This window comes from Bacteroides sp. MSSM.1001136sp1_RTP21357st2_D2_RTP21359_211015 (genome assembly GCF_040913205.1).
Lineage (GTDB): Bacteria > Bacteroidota > Bacteroidia > Bacteroidales > Bacteroidaceae > Bacteroides > Bacteroides ovatus.
Genome location: NZ_JBDFVF010000054.1, coordinates 17848 through 32665, shown reverse-complemented (window position 1 = coordinate 32665; position 14818 = coordinate 17848). Strand labels below are relative to the sequence as shown.

Sequence of the window (14818 nt, the reverse complement as noted above, 5' to 3'; positions counted from 1 at the left end):
GGCAGGAATTAAACTACTGAGAGCGAAGATTATTTATTCACAATAGAAGAAGTACCACCAAATTTGACGAAGAACCTTTTATTGACAACTCACGATAGGATGGGAATGATAGAATAACAGAAAGGATAGAAAAATTCATTTTAAACATGGTGACGGTATCCACTTATGATAGTGACGGTATATTCGTGGGATAGGGTAACCATCCCGACCGGATAGTGACGCTATGTTTTTGCTGGGAAAAGAACATAAAAAAAGGCTATCTATCCCAGACAGCCAATCTTTTGTTAACCTTAAATCTAATACTATGAAAAACACATTGCAAAGATACGGACTTTCTGCATATCTCCAAATTTTCAGGCTCAAGTAGCGTATCTTATAACATGGTTTAATAGAAGTAACAGTTTCGTTAACATTTAACATAAATCCATCGGATATTAACGAATATCCGATGGAGTAGATTCAGAGATTACTCATATCGCAATGAACGAGCAGGTTTGCTCATTATTATTTTCATTGTCTGGAAAGCCACTGTCACAAATGAGATAAACAGCATCAGCAATACAGGTACTATAAAGAACCACGCTTTGAGATCGGTACGGAAAGCATAATGGCTTAACCAGGCATTCATACTAAACCAAGCTACCGGAAGAGCTATAACAACTGCAATCAAAATCAACTGGAAAAATCCTTTGACCAACTGATAGAAAAGATTCCAGCGGGAAGCTCCCAACACTTTACGTATTCCCATCTCTTTGGTGCGGGTGGAACAGGAAAACATGACTAATACCCAAAGTCCGAGACAGGAAATAAAGATTGCCAATCCGGTGAACGAACCGATCATCGCTCCGAAAACCTCGTCTTGCCGATATTGGTGGTCGAAGAACTGATCGAGGAAGAAATAATCAAAGCTGGAATCCGCGAAATACTGATTCCAGATCTCTTGCACTTGAGATACCAGTTCACGGGGATTTCCGGAAGCCATCACAACAGAGATATAACGCTGGGGCAACCAATCAATTTTATCTTTATGAATCAGCATGATAGGTGTATAGTTCTTGCTCAACGCCTGCTGATGATAATCTTTCACCACTCCGATAATCTGCATCGGCGCATCAGTACATTCCACTGTTACCAACTCGCCTATCGCCTCATCATTGGAAGCAAATCCCAGATTACGTACAGCTGTTTCATTAATCACCAGTTTATCGACATCATCACCATATTCTTCGGAGAAACTTCTTCCGGCTACTATCTGCAAACCGTATGCATCCGCATAATCAGGATCACAAGCCAGCATCTCATAAAGACGGTTCTGCTTCAAAGCGTCATTGGTGCGACGATTGGAAAGGAATGTGGCCACTTCTTCGCCCGGCACGGCACCGGAAAAAGTAACCCGATGGACCAGAGGAAGACGCGCGATTGCTTTTTTCATTGCTTCCAACTTGATATTCTGCCCCTCTGTATGTCCCGGAAACTTAACCACTAATGTCTGGCTGGTTTTCACTCCCAAAGATTGATTGCGCATAAAATTCAGCTGTGCAAAAACAATCAATGTAACACAAAGTAAAATCATGGAAGCTGTATACTGGACAACCACCAGTACCTGACGGGTTCGGTCGCCTGACTTGCTATGCAAAAACTTCCCTTTCAACAAGGTTATAGGTTTGCGATTCAACAAAGCCAATGCCGGATAATACCCGGAAATAAATATTCCGGCTATAAAAACGAGAACCAGCAAAATCCACCAGTAATCCATGAACCAGACAGAAAACGTAACTGTACGTCCTACCAATTGGTTGAAATGTGGAAGAACCAGTTCTATTAATCCCACAGCTAATATGAAAGCTATCAGATTCATAACCAAGGCCTCAAACAGGAATTGATAAATCAACTGTTGGCGGAAAGCTCCCACTACCCTGCGCACTCCCACTTCTTTAGCACGCTCCATCGAACGTGCTACGGTCAGATTGATATAGTTAATCCAGGCAATAACCAGAATAGCGACAGCCGCAAAAATCAGGGCGATCATAGCAGAACGATTTCCTTTGGTTTCCGTCTCATAGCCTATCTGTGGGGTGAGATGTATATCTGCCAAGGGAATTAAAGACACGCCCCACGTCTTATTTTTCAGTGCTTCCTCTGTCTTGTATTTCTCCGCCATCACAGGAAATTCTTTTTCTATCTCCGCTTTTCTTTCCGGTGAATCGAGCAAAACATACGTATAGGCTTCATGCTTATACCAGTATTCCTGCATATATTGAGGCAGAGAGGCATAGGAAATCAGAAAATTATAATGAATGTGTGAGTTGGAGGGCATTTCTTTCATGACTCCGGTCACTTCGCACGATACTTTATCATACGTTCCGGTAAAGATCAGAATTTTGCCGATAGGGTCTTCATCTTTGAAATACTTACGGGCAATACGTTCGGTGATTACCACTTGCCGGGGCATGGAGAGACAAGTCTTTTTATCCCCTTTCAGAAGTTCGAAATCAAAAAGACGGAAGAAGCCCGGATCGGCATAGGCTATCTGATTCTCCCGTAATGTCAGTTCGCCATATTTCACAATCTGCTCCGGTTGGAGATGGGTAGCGATACGGGTATAATCTTCGATTCCGGCAAGATTCTCTTTCATGGCCGAGGCATATCCGAAAGAGCTGGTCGCCCAGTAATCGGTCAGGACTTCCCCTTCATGAAAAGTGCTTTGCACCCGATAGATATGGGCATATTTCGTGTGCATTTTATCAAAGCTGAACTCAAAAGTGACATAGGTTAGCATCAGTAATGCCGATGCCATTCCGATTGCCAATCCAAAGATATTGATGAAACTGAACTTCTTCCGCTTCATCAGATTCCGATAGGCACTATTCCAGTAATTCCCTATCATACGGTTTCGTTTTTAGATGACGTTTTCTTTTCCAGCGGACGGTTGATGTTTTCGGCTACAATCTGTCCGTCCAATAGTTGGATGACCCGGTGTGCATACTTCGCATCCCGCTGTGAGTGGGTGACGATAATGATTGTGGTTCCCTGACGGTTGAGTTCGCTCAACAGTTCCATCACTTCGATGCCATTCACCGAATCCAGATTTCCGGTAGGTTCGTCGGCCAGCAGTAGTTTACATTCGGTCACTACGGCACGGGCAATGGCTACACGCTGTTGCTGTCCGCCGGATAACTGCTGGGGATAATGATTCGCACGATGTAACAGGTTGACTTTTTCGAGCACTTTATTGACTCGTTCTTTCCGTTGGAGAGTCTTCATACCCAGATAGACAAGTGGCAGTTCCACATTCTCATACACGGTCAGTTCGTCAATCAGGTTGAAACTCTGAAAGATAAAGCCCAGATTGCCTTTCCGCAAAGCAGTCAACTGGTTTTCAGTCATTTTATCGACTTGCTTCCCCTCAAAAAAGTAAGAACCGGAAGTCGGAGAATCCAATGTACCGAGAATATTCAGCAAGGTGGATTTGCCGCATCCTGACGGTCCCATTATCGCTACAAATTCTCCTTGTTCCACCTGTAAGGTGACATCATTCAATGCTTTTGTCTGCACCTCTTCTGTGGTGAAAAGCATAGATAGTTTTTCTGTTTTAATCATAATAATTATTCATTATTTTAGTATTAGTTTCTCATTGTCTCCAAATAATTCATAGCCGGATATGATTACTTTCTCACCCGGAGACAAACCGTCTGTCACCTCGTAATACAGTGGATTCTGCCGTCCTATCTTCACAGGGCGCCGCGTGGCAAATGTACCACTTTCATCGACAACGTACATCCATCGGCCCCCGGTAATTTGAAAGAATCCGCCACGGGGAACCAGAATAGCTTGTGCCGGATCACCCAATTGCAGGTTTATGTGATAAGTCTGTCCGGCACGGATATTCTCCGGTCGTTCGGATATAAAATTGAGGTCTGTACGAAACTGACCGTCTTTCACTTCAGGATAAGGTTTAGTCACTTCCAGTTTATAGGTTTCTCCGTCACGGGTAAAGTCGGCAGGAAGTCCGGGAAGTACCCGTTCTACGTAGTGCTCGTCTATCTGTGCCTGTACTTTAAGGTCGGAAGTGATGATTTGCCCGATATGTTCGCCGGCAGAAATAGATTGCCCGATTTGCGCATTCAGGTTTCCTACCTGTCCGTCGATCGGAGCTTTCACTTTCAGGTTTTCCAAACGCTCACGAACCAATGCCAAGCTCCGTTTCATATTACGTATATTCTCGTCAAGACTGCCTATCTGACTTTCCCGAAAAATATGATCCTGCCGGATACGTTCGTCAATAACAGCCAGTTGCTCTTTGGCTGCTATATATTCTTCCTCTGCCTGGAGATAGTCTTCACGTGCTATCAGTTGTTCGTTTACCAAACGTTTATACTGCTCATAACGGCGTTGCTTCCCGATAAGCTCTTTATTCAGGCCAATACGTTCTTGTTTCAGTTGCAGTCGTTCCTGCTCCATACTAATCCGGGTATTACGCAACTCGTTTTCCTGATAAGCAAGATCGGCTTCACTCTGCATGATACCGATATTGAGCAATGGGTTGCTAAGACGCAGAATCACATCACCGGCCTTTACCATAGCTCCCTCTTCTTTCAGGCGCTCTTCCACACGACCGCCCTCGATGGCATCCATATAGATAATCCGGCTAGGCATGACCTGACCAATCACACGGATATAATCACTGAACTCGGCCTGCTCGACAGTAGCAATTGTCAGCCGGTCTTTCTCCACTGCCATAGAAGAGGCTGTATCTCTGAAAATAAAATAGGCAATCACAGCAAGTCCGAGCATTACCCCACCGACCCAATAAAGACGTTTGCGATTGATGCCGGGTTTTCGTTCAATAAGTGTATCCATAATGGTTTATAAAAAAGTTCCTTGTCGATAATATTTTTCTAGTTTCATCATCATTTCTATTTGCAAGCGTACACGAACCAGTTCTGCTTTGGCAGCAATAAACCGGTTACGGGCTTCCATCAGTTGAAAGACGGAAATCAATCCCTCTTCCCATTTCCGTTCGGATTCTTTCAGTACCAGTGTTTCAGCGTCAAGTTGTGATAATGCCTGCTGATGTTCACTATATCCGGTGTGAAGAGAAAGGAGTGTTTGCTCAATATCCGTATATAATTGTTGTTTTTCAAGTTCTTCTTCGTTTTTGAGCCGATACATATTCAATTTCAGCTTGCGCTGATTGGTCAAACGTTGCAAACCGCTTAGCAGGGGAAAGGAGATGCCAACACCCACATATTTTCCTATATTATCACGCAATTGTCTGGCCGAGAAAGCTGTATTATAATAATTGGAACCGACGGTGAAACGAGCAAAGACAGAGGGTGAGAAAGCTCCTCCCGCTATCGCATACTCTTTATGAGCTGCTTTTTGTTTCAAATCAATCATACGTATGGAGGGCAATATTTCGATAGATTGTGCGTATAGAGTTTCCACAGTCGAAACAGAATATGGTGGTAATTGGGATGCTGTAATCGTATCCAGAATAGCGAGTGTGTCGCCCGGCTGGATATTCATTAATTGTTTCAGATGCAATAAAGCGATCCGACTGCTATTTTCGCGCGACTGATAACGATAAATATCTCCCTCCCGGCGTGCTTTCACCTCCTGTAAATCGGAAGCTGATTTCAATCCCAGTTCCACGAAGACCTCTGTCTGTTTCAAATACCTTTCGCTCAACCGGCTTTGTTCCAAAGCAAGATCGAGCAATTTTCTCTCCAGAATCAGTTTGTAATAAGCATCCGTCACCTGATAGGCCAGTTCATTCTGTTTCTCTTTCAGCTCCCATTCACTACGTTCTTTGTTCATTTTCCGGAAACGCACCTGATTGATACGCGAAAAGCCTTCAAATAAGGAAAGTGTCATATCAAGTCCCACCGTTCCCTCTTCAAAAGATTCACTGGTATACCCATTGGTGTCAGGATCCAGCGAACGTCCGAATCGTTTGCCTGTTTCCGCATTAACCACTATGTGCGGCAGGAAAGCACCGACAGAAGCTATATAATCCGCTTTCGTTTCCTTTATGCCGATAACTCCGTTACGTACAGCCGGATTCTGTTTATAAGCCAAACGAATGCAATCGTCCAAACTCATAGCGGATTGGGCTAGCAGGAAAACCGGCACTGAAAGCAATAGTAGTAAAAGAAATCTTTTCATCCTTTATAATATATGATTGTGTGATAGCAGGATGATAAAAGCAAATGCAATGCCACAAATCATAAATAATTGATTATAAAACAAATAGAAATTACATAATTCTTCCACCGTCCAAAAATTAAACGCCCTAACGTCCAATAATTGGACATTACCGAGAGAATCCCTCTATTCTACCCTATTCTAACTCGTTCTGACTCATTCCAGCATAAACTTTGTATGAAAACGTCTAATTATTGGACACTCCCTTGCAAAGAAAATCAAAAACAGATACCTTTACCCGGAAACTTAAAAGGAACATTCAACGGACAGAGCCCCCAATCTTGCGTATGGAAACAGGAACGATTTTAATTGTAGACGACAATAAGAGTGTATTAGCCTCACTGGAGTTATTACTCGAGAATGTGTTCAGCACAGTCCGCACAGCTGCCAATCCTAATCAAATCACGACCATCTTATCTACCACTCCGATTGATATTGTGATTCTGGATATGAACTTTTCAGCAGGAATCAACAATGGTAACGAGGGACTGTACTGGCTGAAACATATCCATGAAATCCGCCCTTCACTGCCCGTTATTATGCTAACCGCCTACGGTGATGTAGAATTAGCCGTTAAAGCACTGAAGAATGGTGCAACAGATTTTCTACTAAAACCATGGGATAACCACATACTGATACAGAAAATAAAGGAAGCCTATCAAAACAATCGTCCAACCCATCATAAAAACTCTCCCAAATCAACCCAGAAAGCATCCGGTGATGAAAATCTGAATAAGTCAGAAATGTTGATCGGTCATTCCCCTGCAATGCTACAGCTAATTAAGGTAGTTACTAAAATCGCCAAAACCGATGCCAATATCCTGATAACCGGAGAAAACGGAACAGGAAAAGAGATGTTAGCCAGGGAAATACATCGCTTATCTTCACGAAACACCCGTCAGTTACTTAGTGTCGATATGGGGGCTATCAGCGAATCGCTCTTTGAGAGTGAACTCTTCGGACACGAACGTGGAGCGTTTACTGATGCTTATGAAAGCCGTCCGGGTAAATTCGAAGCCGCCAATGGTGGTTCGCTTTTTATGGATGAAATCGGAAATCTCCCTCTTGCATTGCAGGCCAAACTACTGACTGTACTACAAAACCGAAATATCACCCGAATCGGAAGCAACAAAGTGATTCCCGTTGATATCCGACTCATCTCCGCCACCAACAAAGACATACCGGAGATGATTAAAGAAGGTTTGTTCCGCGAAGACTTATTCTATCGCATCAATACCATCCATCTGGAAATTCCCCCTTTGAGAGAACGGGGAGATGATCTATTATTATTCATCGATGCTTTTCTTCATCGCTTCGCTTCCAAATATCAACGACCGGAAATGCGAATGCATGAGCAAACGATTGAAAAGCTACGCTTCTATCATTGGCCGGGCAATATCCGGGAACTGCAACACACCATCGAAAAGGCGGTTATTTTATGCGAAAGCAACGTGATACGTCCTAAAGATATTCTGGTGAAACAGACTTGGAAACCACAGACAGTCCAAGCGGTGCCCAATCTGGAAGAAGTGGAACGACAAGCCATCGAGACGGCCATCTTGCAAAATAATGGAAACCTGACTGCTGCGGCCGAACAACTTGGTATCAGCCGACAAACGCTCTACAATAAACTGAAACGATTTAAGCCCTAAGCCGTATGCTATTCAGCCGACATATATATTGGACCACATTAGGACATATCCTATTTATTCTTGCTACCGCAGGAACAGGTCTATGGCTCATTATTTCCCAACAAGGAGTGGTAATAGGGATATTACTGGTTATCTGCTCCTTGTTTCAGATTGGAAGATTAGTGAATAAGCTAAACTCTTTCAACCAAAAATTACGCCTTTTCTTCGATGCGATAGAAGACAAAGACAATATGCTCTATTTCCCCGAAAACAATGTCAGCCGGGAACAGGAAATGCTGAATCGTTCACTCAACCGTATCAATGCCCTGCTCATCCGAACTCAAGCTGAATATTCAAAGCAGGAACATTTCTACCGTTCGCTATTGGAAGAAGTCCCTAGCGGTGTGTTGGCATGGGATTCTTCCGGAAAAATAATGATGGCCAACAGTGCCGCACTGACTTTATTGGGATGCCAGCAACTAGCCCAATACGACCAACTGAAACCTATCCTGCAGGAAAAAGAGAAGAAAGAACGACTTAGTCTGTCTCAAAACCAGATGAAATTACAGAACGAAACTATTACCATCTTATCCATCAAGGATATCAGCAATGAACTGAATGATAAAGAGAGTGAATCATGGAACAAGCTAAGCCACGTGCTTACCCACGAAATCATGAACACCATTGCTCCCATCATCTCCCTGTCGCAAACATTATCCGCATATCCGGACAACAGCGAAAAAACACTTCGCGGACTTCATATCATCCAGGCACAAAGTGAACGCCTGCTGGAATTTACCGAATCTTTCCGTCGTCTCTCCTATCTGCCCCAACCGGAAAGGAAACGGTTTTCACTAACAGCCCTCCTGCAAAATCTGCAAGAACTCCTGTCTACCGATTTTCAGGAAAATCAGATTCATTTCACACTTACCTGTCAGCCGGAATTCATCGACATGGATGGAGACGAGAACCAGCTATCCCAAGTCCTGCTCAATCTCCTTAGAAACTCCATTCAGGCGTTAGACGGAAGAACAGACGGAGCAATCGAAATTTATGCATATCGGGACGAGCATATATCTATCGACGTCACAGACAATGGTCCCGGTATCCCCGATGAACTGCAGGAAAAAATATTCATTCCGTTCTTCACCACCAAATCCGAAGGAACCGGTATCGGATTAAGTCTCTGCCGACAAATCATCCGTAACCACAACGGTCATTTGTCTATTTTGGAAAGCCGTCCCGGTAAAACAATTTTTCATATCGACATTTCACTGTAAAACAAACCTTTCACGGCCTTCGAGTGTTTATTATCATATAAACGAATTTTACACGATATGAGCACCAAAGAACAATACTGGAAATATTCCCTCATTGTCATCATCCTGTTTATGGGAGTCATCATCTTCCGCCAAATCACTCCTTTTCTGGGGGGATTGCTGGGAGCACTCACCATCTACATTCTTGTACGCGGACAGATGAATCATCTGGTAGAAAAACGAAAGCTGAAACGAAGCATCAGCGCACTGTTGATTACCGCAGAAACGATTTTCGTCTTTCTTATCCCTTTGGGATTGACTGTCTGGATGGTGGCAAACAAGTTACAGGATATCAATCTGGATCCACAGACCTATATTGCACCTATTCAACAGGTAGCAGAATTCATCAAAGAGAAAACAGGATACGATGTATTGGGAAAAGATACGCTGTCATTCATCATGTCCATACTTCCCCGTATCGGACAAATTATAATGGAAAGCATCAGCAGCCTTGCCATCAACCTGTTCGTCATGATCTTTGTGCTTTACTTCATGCTGATTGGAGGAAAAAAGATGGAAGCTTATGTCAATGACATTCTGCCATTTAATGAAACCAATACGCAGGAAGTCATTCACGAAATCAATATGATTGTCCGTTCCAATGCTATCGGCATTCCCTTACTGGCTATCATTCAGGGAGGCGTGGCTATGATAGGCTATCTGCTTTTCGGAGCACCCAACATACTGATGCTGGGATTCCTGACCTGCTTTGCAACCATCATTCCGATGGTAGGTACGGCATTGGTATGGTTTCCTGTAGCCGCTTATCTTGCCATCAGCGGAGACTGGTTCAACGCCATCGGGCTTTTTGGCTATGGAGCTATCGTCGTATCGCAATCGGACAACCTTATCCGGTTCATCCTTCAAAAGAAGATGGCGGATACACATCCGCTTATCACTATTTTCGGAGTAGTCATCGGCCTGCCGATATTCGGGTTTATGGGAGTCATCTTCGGTCCGTTGCTGCTTTCATTATTCTTTCTTTTTGTGGATATGTTCAAGAAAGAATATCTCGACTTGCGAAATAACCTCCCATCGAGATGACGAAACTACCGAAAAATTGTGTACTTTTGCGGCTGTAAAAACGACACTAAAATTTGATGGAAACATTTACATTCAATACTGTCGAACTGATTCTTTTATCGGTGGCAGGTATTCTTTTTATCATTCAGCTCATTTATTATTTCGGCCTGTACAATCGAATACATGTCCACAATAAGGCTGTAGGCAAAGAAGAGGTGCATTTCATACGAGAACTGCCTCCACTTTCCGTGATTCTCTGTGCACGCAATGAGGCTGAAAATCTTCGTAAAATTCTACCTGCCATTCTGGAACAGGACTATCCACAATTTGAAGTGATTGTCATCAATGATGCTTCCACAGATGATACCGAGGATATACTGGGAGTGATGGAAGAAAAATATCCTCATCTTTATCATAGTTTTACGCCCGAAAGTGCACGCTATATCAGTCATAAGAAACTGGCTCTAACGTTAGGCATCAAAGCCAGCAAACATGACTGGCTCGTATTTACGGAAACAAACTGTATGCCCGCCAGCAACCAGTGGCTAAAACTGATGGCACGTAATTTCACTCCGCAGACCCAAATTGTGTTGGGATATAGCGGATACGACCGCACAAAAGGATGGTTGCACAAACGTACTGCATTCGATACTTTGTTCCAGTCTTTGCGCTATCTGGGATTCGCGCTGGCCGGAAAACCTTATATCGGTATCGGACGCAACCTGGCTTACCGGAAAGAACTATTCTTTCAACAGAAAGGTTTCTCCAAATACCTGAATCTGCAACGTGGAGAAGATGATTTATTCATTAATGAGCTAGCTACCTCCTCCAACACCCGTGTTGAAACAGACTTCAACGCTACCACACGGATACAGCCCGTATATCGCTACAAAGATTGGAAAGAAGAAAAGGTTAGTTATATGGCTACTGCCAGATTCTACCACGGAATACAGCGTTACCTCCTGGGATTTGAGACATTCTCCCGTTTGTTATTCTATATTGCCTGTATAGCAGGTATCGTATTCGGGATACTTAATTTCCACTGGCTGGTAGCAGGCATCGCATTCCTGATGTGGTTACTGCGCTTTACAGTACAAGCTGTCATTATCAACCGCACGGCAAAAGAAATGGGTGGAGGACGAAAATACTATTTCTCGTTACCTGTTTTCGACCTTATCCAACCTGTACAGTCATTGAAGTTCAAACTCTGCCGTTTCTTCCGGGGAAAAGGAGATTTCATGAGAAGATAAACCGGATTTCGTGAGAAGACAGACTTATTGTTAAATCAATCGCTGCATATAAATAGCATCCGAACCATCGTGATAATAGCATGGCTTTATTCCAACAGGAATAAAGCCATTTTTCATATATAGCCCGATAGCGGAAGTATTGGTCACTTTCACTTCAAGCGTAATCTTTGCAGCCTTACATTCACCGGCCGTCTGAATCGTCTGGTCCATCAATACCTGCCCCAGTTCTCTTCCTCTATAATCCGGATGAACAGCTATCGAATAGATTCTTAAATAGCGAGTTCCCCCATGAAATAACAGGGAGACATAAGCGATCACCCTATCCGCCTCCATCATCACATAGAAAATTCCTTTCGAACGGCTTATCAGATAGGCAAACTGCTCTTTTGAAAAACTGTCTTCCCGGAAACACTCCCACTCTATTTCCAAAATAGCGGGAATGTCTGCCTGCTGTGCTTTACGGACGATTATCGGCTCCATAATCAATAATGTTTTGTTTCTAGCACTTGTTCAAAGTGATTCAACAAACGGTAATACATTTCATCACCGATAATGGCATCTTCCAGTCCATGATCGATGCTCGGATTGTCATTGATTTCAATCACATAAGCCTTATCATCCACCATTTTCAGATCGACTCCATACAACCCTTTTCCTATCAGATTGGCAGCCTTTACAGCTGTATCCAATACCACACGAGGCACCTGATAAATAGGAATCGTATCTACCAATCCACAACGGCTTCTGCCCGAATCATAGTGACAGTAAATCTGCCAGTGTCCTTTCGCCATATAATATTTGCAGGCATAGAGCGGTACACCGTTCAATAGACCGACACGCCAGTCAAACTCCGTTGGAGTAAATGCCTGTGCCAGCAAGATAGCCGATTTTTCAAACAGTATCTTCAGACTGGCTTGCAGTTCCTCTTCGTTCGACACTTTTTTCATACCAATGGAATAAGAGCCATCCGGTATTTTCAGGATAAAAGGAGCACCTACCAGTTCGCTTATCTGTTCAAACGAATGATGGTTGGATTGAAAAATCAATGTAGACTTAGGAGCAGATATCTTTTCCTTCTCAAAAAGTTCTTTCAGATACACTTTGTTCGTACACCGAATGATAGACAACGGATCGTCAATAACAGCCATTCCGTTTTGTGCAGCCAACTGTGACAAATGGAATGTATAATGATTGAGCGACGTTGTAGTACGAATAAACAAGGCATCAAATTCGAGCAAACGGATAGCATCATCTTCGGTTATCATCTCCACATGGATGTTCATTTTCTTAGCTACCTCCGTCAATTTGTGCAGAGCACCTTTATTGCTGGGAGGAAATTTCTCCTGTGGATCGACCAATACAGCGAGACTGTAACGGGAAGCCTTTGCCGACTTCGGTGCACGCCATATTTTCTTGTTAAAGTTATCCAGCGTATTGGCAAAGAAATCCTGCTCTGCATCATTAAGCTGATTCAGGGGAAGAAAATGAATGCCCTCGATCTGATTTCTGGGATGAGTATTCAAAGCCACTCTTAACAATGGGCAAGGGTAATTCTCGAAAATAAAACGCGCAATCCGTTCCATACCTTTTTCCCGGCATTTGCCAAAGTAGATATTCAGGTACCAGATATCATCCTTGATGTCATTCTTCTGTATCCATTGATAACAAAGGGCTTGCAGACTACGGTCCATCCGCACCCCCGTTCCAGCCTCCATTTTGTTGATGATATCAACATCCGGAATGACTTTCTGTCCTCTCGTTTGGGCTAGCAGCGAACAGTAATACCCTTCAGAGTTATAGCTGTAATCATTGCTAAGATTAATAACTAACTTCCGGTCTTTCTCCACCGGCTTGTTTTTTAGATAGTCGGAAACAGTCAGGACACTACTTGTCTCATAATACGGTTTCCAGTCATCCAGATTATCCAACAGAATTAACACATTATTCATAATGGTTAAAAATTAAACCTACAAGAGGATATTAAGTAAATTGGGCGCAAATATAGACATATTATTCACTCCACATCACGCAATGGACCAAATTATTTTTGCAGTAAAAATCAGATAGGAAAAAAGAGGATTATTCGTATCTCATGGAGCTTGCCGGATTGATCTTAGTGATAAGAAATGAAGGACCAATCAACATCAATACAGATGCACACAAAGTGCCCAAATTAATCAAGATAAAAAGTAAAACATTAAAAGAAACTGGAACAGTATCTACATAATAAGTCGCCGGATCAAGTTTAAAGAATCCGAATTGAGACTGAAGGATACAGAATGCCAAGCCAATGGCATTGCCCCAAAACATTCCTTTGCCAATCAAAAAGACTGCAAACCAAAGAAAGGTTCTGCGAATCGTGAAATTATTGGCTCCCAATGCTTTTAAAATCCCAATCATATTGGTACGTTCGATGATAATAATCAATAAACCGGAAATCATGGTGAAGCCAGCAACTCCTATCATCAAAATCAGAATCACCCATACGTTCAAATCCAATAAATCAAGCCAAGCAAAGATTTGAGGATTCAGTTGTTCGATGTTACGCACATAATACACACCTCCCAACTCATCTTGCCTGTTGTCAATATCAGTTGCGATCTCATAGGTTATATCTTCCAGTCTATCATAATCTTTCACCTGTAATTCCACACCGGTCACCTGTTCCGGTTGCCAACCGTTCAAACGATTCACCAGATTAAGATCCGTCAGTAAAAAGAGGTTGTCGTATTCGGAGAAATTCGTCTGATAAATTCCGGCAATCGTCAGGCGACGAGCGCGAATATCATCCTGTATATAATAGGTATATATCTTATCTCCCAGTTTCAACTTCATTTTAGTTGCCAACGCTTTCGAGATAAGTACTTGATTGGTAGAAACTGAATCACTGAAAACAGGAATCTCCCCTTCTACCAAATACTCTTTTATAAAATGGGGGTCAAACTCCGGACCTACACCTTTCAACACCATTCCTTGAAAAGCGTCATCGGTCTTAATCATACCCGGTTTGGTAGAGAAACGCTGCACATGGCTTATCTCCGGATAATCAGCAAGAGCAGTCATCATACTGTCTCCTACCACAATGGGATGGGTTTCGTAAGAACTGACCGCATCCAAATTAGTTATCTGGATGTGCGACCCGAATCCTATAACTTTATTTCTCACTTCACTTTTAAACCCGATGACTACCGCCACTGCAATAATCATTACGGCCAAACCAATAGCAATACCCGCCATGGCAATGAGGACCGCAGGACGTGACACCTGCTTTCCGCCATCGCTTTCACGATAGATACGCCGGGCTATGAAAAGTGATAAAGACATTTGTTTAAGTATTAGGTATTAAGTATTAAGTGTAGCAGCAACAAACACCCCAGAAACTACGGTT

Annotated in this window: 11 protein-coding genes; 4 read left to right on the top strand and 7 right to left on the bottom strand. The window is 42.9% G+C overall.

Going from position 1 to position 14818, the window contains the following annotated elements:
* Positions 1 to 466: 466 nt before the first annotated feature.
* From AB5217_RS23735 to AB5217_RS23720, 4 genes are read right to left on the bottom strand one after another with little or no spacing between them, the layout of a single operon-like run.
* A complete protein-coding gene (locus AB5217_RS23735; RefSeq protein ID WP_004300610.1) occupies positions 467 to 2887 on the bottom strand; it encodes an ABC transporter permease in 2421 nt (806 codons plus the stop codon).
* Entirely contained in the window at positions 2884 to 3600 is a 717-nt protein-coding gene (locus AB5217_RS23730; protein WP_004304173.1) for an ABC transporter ATP-binding protein, read from the bottom strand. The genes AB5217_RS23735 and AB5217_RS23730 overlap by 4 nt, the downstream gene beginning before the upstream one ends.
* Before the next feature lie 12 nt (positions 3601 to 3612).
* Positions 3613 to 4860 carry an efflux RND transporter periplasmic adaptor subunit gene (locus AB5217_RS23725; protein WP_032843901.1) on the bottom strand — a complete coding sequence of 416 codons (1248 nt, stop codon included), beginning with the start codon at positions 4858 to 4860 and terminating at the stop codon, positions 3613 to 3615.
* 6 nt (positions 4861 to 4866) lie between these two features.
* Complete coding sequence (locus AB5217_RS23720) at positions 4867 to 6168, bottom strand: TolC family protein (RefSeq protein WP_032843902.1); 1302 nt, start codon at positions 6166 to 6168, stop codon at positions 4867 to 4869.
* Positions 6169 to 6494: 326 nt separating this feature from the next.
* Between AB5217_RS23720 and AB5217_RS23715 the strand changes: the two genes are divergently transcribed.
* The 4 genes from AB5217_RS23715 to AB5217_RS23700 are packed head-to-tail and all read left to right on the top strand — an operon-like array spanning position 6495 to position 11430.
* Complete coding sequence (locus AB5217_RS23715) at positions 6495 to 7859, top strand: sigma-54-dependent transcriptional regulator (RefSeq protein WP_032843903.1); 1365 nt, start codon at positions 6495 to 6497, stop codon at positions 7857 to 7859.
* A 5-nt stretch (positions 7860 to 7864) separates the two neighbouring features.
* Positions 7865 to 9118 (top strand): sensor histidine kinase, encoded by a 1254-nt coding sequence (locus AB5217_RS23710; protein ID WP_004300617.1) that lies wholly within the window; start codon positions 7865 to 7867, stop codon positions 9116 to 9118.
* 57 nt (positions 9119 to 9175) lie between these two features.
* The gene (locus AB5217_RS23705; protein ID WP_004300618.1) at positions 9176 to 10201 is read left to right on the top strand and encodes an AI-2E family transporter; all 1026 of its coding nucleotides are present in this window, start codon (positions 9176 to 9178) and stop codon (positions 10199 to 10201) included.
* Positions 10202 to 10257: 56 nt separating this feature from the next.
* Positions 10258 to 11430, top strand: a complete 1173-nt coding sequence (locus AB5217_RS23700; protein WP_004300619.1) for a glycosyltransferase — start codon at positions 10258 to 10260, stop codon at positions 11428 to 11430.
* 30 nt (positions 11431 to 11460) lie between these two features.
* Here AB5217_RS23700 and rimI read toward each other — a convergent pair whose 3' ends face one another.
* The 3 genes from rimI to AB5217_RS23685 all read right to left on the bottom strand — a co-directional run bounded on the left by rimI (position 11461) and on the right by AB5217_RS23685 (position 14754).
* Positions 11461 to 11910 carry a ribosomal protein S18-alanine N-acetyltransferase gene (gene rimI, locus AB5217_RS23695; RefSeq protein WP_004300620.1) on the bottom strand — a complete coding sequence of 150 codons (450 nt, stop codon included), beginning with the start codon at positions 11908 to 11910 and terminating at the stop codon, positions 11461 to 11463.
* A 2-nt stretch (positions 11911 to 11912) separates the two neighbouring features.
* Positions 11913 to 13379 carry a RimK family protein gene (locus tag AB5217_RS23690; RefSeq protein ID WP_004321360.1) on the bottom strand — a complete coding sequence of 489 codons (1467 nt, stop codon included), beginning with the start codon at positions 13377 to 13379 and terminating at the stop codon, positions 11913 to 11915.
* A 130-nt stretch (positions 13380 to 13509) separates the two neighbouring features.
* The gene (locus tag AB5217_RS23685) at positions 13510 to 14754 is read right to left on the bottom strand and encodes an ABC transporter permease (RefSeq protein WP_004300622.1); all 1245 of its coding nucleotides are present in this window, start codon (positions 14752 to 14754) and stop codon (positions 13510 to 13512) included.
* Positions 14755 to 14818: the final 64 nt, after the last annotated feature.

Excerpts from the sequence above, each read along its gene's own strand:
- AB5217_RS23730 (WP_004304173.1), bottom strand. The coding sequence starts at position 3,600 with ATGATTAAAACAGAAAAACTATCTATGCTTTTCACCACAGAAGAGGTG.
- AB5217_RS23705 (WP_004300618.1), top strand. The coding sequence starts at position 9,176 with ATGAGCACCAAAGAACAATACTGGAAATATTCCCTCATTGTCATCATC.
- AB5217_RS23720 (WP_032843902.1), bottom strand. The coding sequence starts at position 6,168 with ATGAAAAGATTTCTTTTACTACTATTGCTTTCAGTGCCGGTTTTCCTG.
- AB5217_RS23735 (WP_004300610.1), bottom strand. The coding sequence starts at position 2,887 with ATGATAGGGAATTACTGGAATAGTGCCTATCGGAATCTGATGAAGCGG.
- rimI (WP_004300620.1), bottom strand. The coding sequence starts at position 11,910 with ATGGAGCCGATAATCGTCCGTAAAGCACAGCAGGCAGACATTCCCGCT.
- AB5217_RS23700 (WP_004300619.1), top strand. The coding sequence starts at position 10,258 with ATGGAAACATTTACATTCAATACTGTCGAACTGATTCTTTTATCGGTG.
- AB5217_RS23710 (WP_004300617.1), top strand. The coding sequence starts at position 7,865 with ATGCTATTCAGCCGACATATATATTGGACCACATTAGGACATATCCTA.
- AB5217_RS23725 (WP_032843901.1), bottom strand. The coding sequence starts at position 4,860 with ATGGATACACTTATTGAACGAAAACCCGGCATCAATCGCAAACGTCTT.
- AB5217_RS23715 (WP_032843903.1), top strand. The coding sequence starts at position 6,495 with ATGGAAACAGGAACGATTTTAATTGTAGACGACAATAAGAGTGTATTA.
- AB5217_RS23690 (WP_004321360.1), bottom strand. The coding sequence starts at position 13,379 with ATGAATAATGTGTTAATTCTGTTGGATAATCTGGATGACTGGAAACCG.
- AB5217_RS23685 (WP_004300622.1), bottom strand. The coding sequence starts at position 14,754 with ATGTCTTTATCACTTTTCATAGCCCGGCGTATCTATCGTGAAAGCGAT.